At 42.4% G+C, this 6,282-nt stretch carries 4 protein-coding genes; 1 reads left to right on the top strand and 3 read right to left on the bottom strand.

The window, feature by feature from the left end:
- Window positions 1–2,745, top strand: a 2,745-nt coding sequence (cobN, locus tag F6K20_RS20355; protein WP_287295822.1) for a cobaltochelatase subunit CobN, incomplete at its 5' end; no start/stop codon positions are given.
- A 92-nt stretch (window positions 2,746–2,837) separates the two neighbouring features.
- Here the strand turns inward: cobN and F6K20_RS20350 are convergent.
- The 3 genes from F6K20_RS20350 to F6K20_RS20340 form a co-directional block, all read right to left on the bottom strand.
- Window positions 2,838–2,999, bottom strand: coding sequence for a hypothetical protein (locus F6K20_RS20350; RefSeq protein WP_287295820.1), 162 nt, complete (start codon window positions 2,997–2,999; stop codon window positions 2,838–2,840).
- Window positions 2,989–4,287, bottom strand: coding sequence for a family 10 glycosylhydrolase (locus F6K20_RS20345; RefSeq protein ID WP_287295818.1), 1,299 nt, complete (start codon window positions 4,285–4,287; stop codon window positions 2,989–2,991). The genes F6K20_RS20350 and F6K20_RS20345 overlap by 11 nt, the downstream gene beginning before the upstream one ends.
- A gap of 229 nt (window positions 4,288–4,516) precedes the next feature.
- The gene (locus F6K20_RS20340; protein ID WP_009149305.1) at window positions 4,517–5,680 is read right to left on the bottom strand and encodes an AAA-like domain-containing protein; all 1,164 of its coding nucleotides are present in this window, start codon (window positions 5,678–5,680) and stop codon (window positions 4,517–4,519) included.
- Window positions 5,681–6,282 lie beyond the last annotated feature (602 nt).

Raw genomic sequence — 6,282 nt, 5'->3', positions numbered from 1 at the left:
CTGTTAGGGCAAACCCTACCGAATCAGAGAAAAGTTGCTCTGATTTTAGCTAATTATCCTAATCGAGATGGCAGGCTGGCCAATGGCGTAGGATTAGATACCCCGGCCAGTTGTGTAGAGATTTTAAAAGGGTTACGGGATGCTGGGTATTGGGTTGAGAAGATTCCGGAAAGTGGCGATGAGTTGATTGAGTGGTTAACCGCTGGGGTGACCAATGATCCGGAAGGATGGCAGTTACGTTTGGTACGACAAGAGTTGAGTTGGCAGGAGTATTGGGACTATTTTCAAGAGTTACCGATAGCGGTTCAAAAAGGAATCCGTGAGCGTTGGGGAGAGTTTGATCTTAACGGTAATGACAACAAAGATGGCCAGGGAGAGATAACAGAGATTTCAGCATTTCCCATTTCAGGGATTCAGTTGGGAAATGTGTTTGTAGGGATTCAACCCTCTCGGGGTTATGATATTGACCCAGCTTTGAATTATCATGCTCCCGATTTGGAACCAACTGATGGGTATTTGGCATTTTATTATTGGTTGCGGAAGTGTTTTGGTGCCCAAGCGATTGTTCATGTGGGCAAGCATGGGAATTTAGAGTGGTTACCGGGTAAGAGTGTGGCCTTGTCAGAGTGCTGTTATCCAGAAGTCGCCTTAGCAGCCATGCCTCATTTGTATCCATTTATTGTTAATGATCCCGGAGAGGGAGCTCAAGCAAAGCGTCGCGCTCAAGGGGTGATTATTGATCATTTAACCCCTCCCATGACTCGTGCTGAACTTTATGGTCCTCTGCAACAGTTGGAGGGATTGGTTGATGAGTATTATGAAGCGCAGAGTTTGGATTTGTCTCGGTTACCAATTATTCGCGTCCGCATTGTTAAACTTATCCTTGATGAGCACTTGCACGAAGATTTGGGGATTGCAGTAGATGACATCGAAGCTGGAGAATCGGAAATTACTAATCAAATTGATGCTTATCTTTGTGAATTGAAAGAAGCTCAGATTCGAGATGGTTTACATGTGTTTAGTCAATGTCCCCAAGGACGTCAATTGCAGGATTTAATAGTAGCAATTGCTCGTCATCCAGGAAAGAATCGCATCGGCTTAACTCGTGCTTTGGCTCAGGATTTAGGTTGGGATTTTGACCCCCTAACGGAAGAGTTTTCAGTGGTTAAGGATATCGCAAGAAGTAGTATAGATTCGATATCAAAATTAATGACAAGGGAAGAGGCAACAGAGGAATGCTATACTGGGAAATATACTGTTGGTGATTTGGTTGAAGTATTGGAAGAAGAAGCATCTGAATTAGTAGAACAAATCATCACTAATTCCCCAATAGCGATTACTGATTACCGATTACCGATTAGTAAAACAACAAAACAAGAATTAGATTGGATACGCGATCGCCTGTTACCAGCACTGCAACAAACTAATCAAGAACTCACCCAATTGTTAAGGGGATTAGAGGGGAGATATGTACCCAGTGGGCCATCTGGTGCGCCGACTAGAGGACGACCGGACGTTCTGCCCACAGGTCGCAATTTTTACTCTGTTGATATCCGTGCCATACCCACAGAAACAGCGTGGGATGTGGGCAGAAAGGCAGCTGAAGTGCTAGTGGAGCGCTATACCCAGGAAAATGGTGAGTATCCCAAAACCCTAGGGATTTCCGTATGGGGCACATCTACCATGCGTACCGGGGGAGATGATATTTCCGAAGCCCTGGCGTTGTTGGGAGTGCGACCGATTTGGGATGGGTCCTCACGGCGGGTGGTAGACTTTGAAATATTGCCAGTGTCTGTGTTACAACGTCCCCGGGTGGATGTGACCCTGCGCATTTCTGGCTTCTTTAGAGATAGTTTCCCCAATTTAATCGACCTATTTCACAATGCAGTAGTTGCTGTGGCAAGCCTGGATGAATCACCATCAGACAATCCTCTAGCAGCCCAGGTGAAACAGGAAACAGACTCTTGGTTACAGGTAGGGTTGAGTCAGTCCCAAGCCCAAATGCGATCGCACTACCGCATCTTTGGCTCAAAACCAGGAGCCTATGGTGCCGGGTTACAAGGTTTGATTGAATCTCAAAACTGGCAAGATGAGCAGGATTTAGCTCGCGCTTACATTAACTGGAGTAGTTACGCCTACAGCTCATCTTCCCCCAAGGGAGCCCCAGAAGCCTTTGAGCAGCGCCTTAAACAGATGCAAATTGTATTACACAATCAGGATAATCGGGAACATGATTTACTCGATTCAGATGATTATTACCAGTTTCAGGGGGGGTTAACCGTAGCAGTGCGGGGGTTAACTGGCAAAAATCCTCAAACCTACTTTGGGGATAATTCTATCCCTGAAAAGCCCAAAGTCCGACAGCTAAAGGAAGAGATTGCCCGAGTGTACCGTTCTCGTGTAGTGAATCCTAAGTGGATTGAGGGAGTTATGCGCCATGGTTACAAAGGAGCATTTGAAATGGCAGCAACAGTAGATTATTTGTTTGCCTATGATGCTACTGCTAATTGTGTCGCAGATCATATGTATCAAGGAGTAGCTCAGGGGTATTTATTTGACCCAGACGTGCAAGAGTTTATCCAACAAAAGAATCCATGGGCATTGCGAGATATGGCAGAACGGTTACTGGAAGCTAATCAGCGGGGATTGTGGCAGTCAGTTGCACCAGAGACCTTAGAGAAATTGAGAGCGATCGCATTAGAAGCAGAAGCAGTGATTGAAGGGGAAAATTTTGGCATTGTATAGCTCCGGAAGTCTAGTTAGATGCTTAGTAAGCATTCAGCCGTGAGCCAAAGCTCACCCTACTTGAGGTGCGGTCAGCCGTCAGCTTATTTTATTCAAAGGTGCGCTTGCGCGTAGCCCATTAGCTGATAGCTGATAGCTGATAGCTGATTGCTGATAGCTGATAGCTGATTGCTGATAGCTGATTGCTGATTGCTGATAGCTGATTGCTGATAGCTGATAGCTGATTGCTTACGACGCTTAGGTCTATTTAACATAAAATTGCTTTAACTTAGAAGCTACGTCTTCTGGATTTGTCCGATCAGGAAACACTAAAATAGCCTTAATTTTATTATTAGCCACTATTTCTGGCAAGCGATGGAATTGTTGATCAGTAATAGCAATTCCATCATAGGTTTCGGCATAATCTACTTCTTTGGTAAAATTTTTATCATTATAAGCTTGAATAAAAACTCGATCTACATTCCATTTTGGCCAGTCGGCAGCAAAATATTTTTTAGCCCAATAAGGATTATGATGACAAAGATCAAAACTAACCTTTGGGTTAGCTTGTTTCATAGCACCGATCATTTCTTGTGAAAAAGTGGTTAGCTTCTTAGTGCGATTTACTTTACCTGGTAACTCGGCATGGTAACCCAGATAATCGTCCCATTGGACTGCATCAATTTTAGGATATTTTTGGACAAATTCCACTAAAATATCTCTAAAGAAATTAGCAACTTCAGGAATTTCTACATCCAGAATATAATGCTCGATTCCTGGATAGGTGCGGTCAACGCCAGGTACAACCCATTTGCGTTCAATAGCTAAATCAAAAATCGGGCTATTTTTATCTATTTTGATACCTTTTTCAAAGTAAGCATGAACTTCCATGCCGTGTTTGTGTGCTTCATCAATTAGCCAATTTAACCAGCGGTCGCGAAACAGATTGGGACAACTTTTATAACCAAAGGTTTTTTGCATCACTTCACTAGTGTACATAGGACAAATATTACCCCATACACCATGAATAATCGTATTAATTCCTTGAGAGTGATAATGACGAACTTGTTTTCTAATTTTTTCTTCACTAGCATTATTAGTTACGTTATAACGACTTATATAAATTCCTCTGATTGCTTTTTTCTCCAAAGGAGTTTGAGTTGTTGGTGATGCTGGCTGATGATTAGGTTTAACAATTGGTGTTTTTAATTTTTGAGCTGTTTGAGGTTTTTGAGGTTTTTGAGCTGTTATTGGTGTTGGTGAAGGTGGCTGATGATTAGGTTTAACAATTGGCGAATTTGGGAAGGAAGGTGCAGTGGTTACAGAAGGCTTAGTAGGAGCCGAAGGTTGTGGTTCGGCTGGTGTCGAATTTAAACCAGGAATAGCTATTGGTAGATTTTGAGGAATAGCTATGGGGAGATTTTGAGGTAATTTGCTAATAATAGCGAAACCTCCTTGATGGTTCAACCACCAATAACCACCGCCTAAAACCAGTAAGATTACAGAAATGGGAATATTTGCGCATCCACATCCACTGTTTTCCTTTGACTTTTTATTAGACATGGTGAAATTCTTGCCTAGCAAGAGTTTGGGGAGCATCCCATTTTGGAAACAATATTACCCAAAGCAACGATATTTCAAGGGTTTCAGCCCCCTAAAAAGAGCTAACGTGCCAAATTGGGATGCTCCCAGAGTTTGGGACATTAGTTTAAGTTAGTTTAAGCGGCTGAAGCAAAAAATCGAGATATAGCTAGGGTTTTAGTCGCTTAAACTAACAGTATATAATACTAAGTCAGGAATAGCAAAATTGTTTACTATCGGGACGCAGATTCTCTAGTTGTTTGGTAACCCATTCACGATTAAAAATTGCTTTGTATATAGGGTTGTTCACCCTTAGCCGTCCTTGTTGATTAACCACCAAACCCGATAGCAGCAATTCGTTGCACTCTTCGCTGTTATCCATCGGTACATCATCTCCAGCTAAAATCTGCTGATAACGTCCCAGCAATTTGTCAGCATAATATTTATTACTCAAATTATTACTCAAAAGGCGAGCCGAGATACTTCGTAAATGCTCGGGTTCATCCTGGGATTCCCAATGATCAATAATTTGATTATGTACGATTTGGCTAACCCAAGATTCCTCATTACCAGGAGCAATAGTCAACCCGACCCTTACTGAGTCTACTACCAACTGACATAGTTTTTGGGTCAGAAAGGGTTGTCCTCCTGTCCAAGCCAGTATCTCCTTGAGAATCCTTGTAGGGTTACCCCCTGTTCCCTCTAATCCCTTGGCAAGGGGATATGCTTCATGGAATTCAAAGCCATGTAGTTCTATGGCTTTCCCGATATTAAACAGTGTCCGCTTTTTGCCAGTAATCAAATCCCTTGGCTTAGCTACTCCGAACAAAGCAAAGACAATGCGATTATAGTCGGGATTAGTTGCTCTTTGGTTATAGCAGAATCGGATCAGGGCCAAAAAATCCTCAACCGGAAAAGGTAAGTTGAGAATAGTATCAATTTCATCAATGAAGATAACAATTCGTTCAGTAGTAAATTTTACCAGCAGGATATCTTCCAGGAAATTACTCAATCGCTGAAGCAGTGAAAGATACTTTTCCTGGTGCCACCAGGATTGGAAATTAAAGTGACCGAATAACTTCAACCCTCGTACTAACTCAGCCACCACTCCTTTGTACCACTGAGTTGGGGTAATTATTTCGCTACCGATGCGCGTCATATCAATAGTACTGCATTTAAATCCTTCTTGTTCTAGCTGATGTCTGATTCGCACCGCTAGAGAAGACTTACCCATTTGTCGGGGAGCCATAACATAACAAAACTCACCCCTTTTTAAGGCGTTATAGAGTTGGACATCTGCTTGTCTTTCTACATAGCTAGGCGAATCACTGGCTAGACTACCACCGACTTGGTATCGAGGGTAATTATTAATCATATTGTTTTATTAATTATGGTCTGTTATTCCGACATAAATCAAAGGATTTTACTTTGATCAAAAAAATAACTCATAACCAGATTACTATAACGTTACTAGATAAAAAATATAATCATAGCTTGTGAATAAAGTGTGAAAATACCGTAGTAATTGGAATTGTAAAGTTTACTATTTTAGGGAACGGGGAACTTAATATCGGCGAAAATAGAATTATATCAAGTCCGGTTAATCATTTGGAAAATAGCCGATTTAGCAGCAATAGCAATCAAGAGGTTAGATTATCCGGAATAGACCCACAACGTAACGAAAAAATATTTAACAAAGGAATTTAACTGGGCTTTCCCTAGGTCGAGCTTAGATCAAATCCGGTTGACTAATCATCCTATGGCTGACCGGGTAGAGTGCATCTCATTAAAGCTGTTTGACCCGGTGAGTGGAACCGGCATCTTTTAGGTGCGCTTTCCGCATCTAATTATTAAATTCGCCACGGGTCGCACCTGTGGAATGGGCATCAGGCGTGGAACGGGCATCTTGCCCGTTTCAATTTCCGGGCAGCAACCTAACACTGGCGGTGCGTTACGGGGCGGACTATCCCAAGGCTG

This window comes from Moorena sp. SIO2C4, assembly GCF_010672485.1.
In the GTDB taxonomy this organism is placed as follows: domain Bacteria; phylum Cyanobacteriota; class Cyanobacteriia; order Cyanobacteriales; family Coleofasciculaceae; genus Moorena; species Moorena producens.
This window is presented reverse-complemented; position numbering and strand designations above follow the sequence as displayed.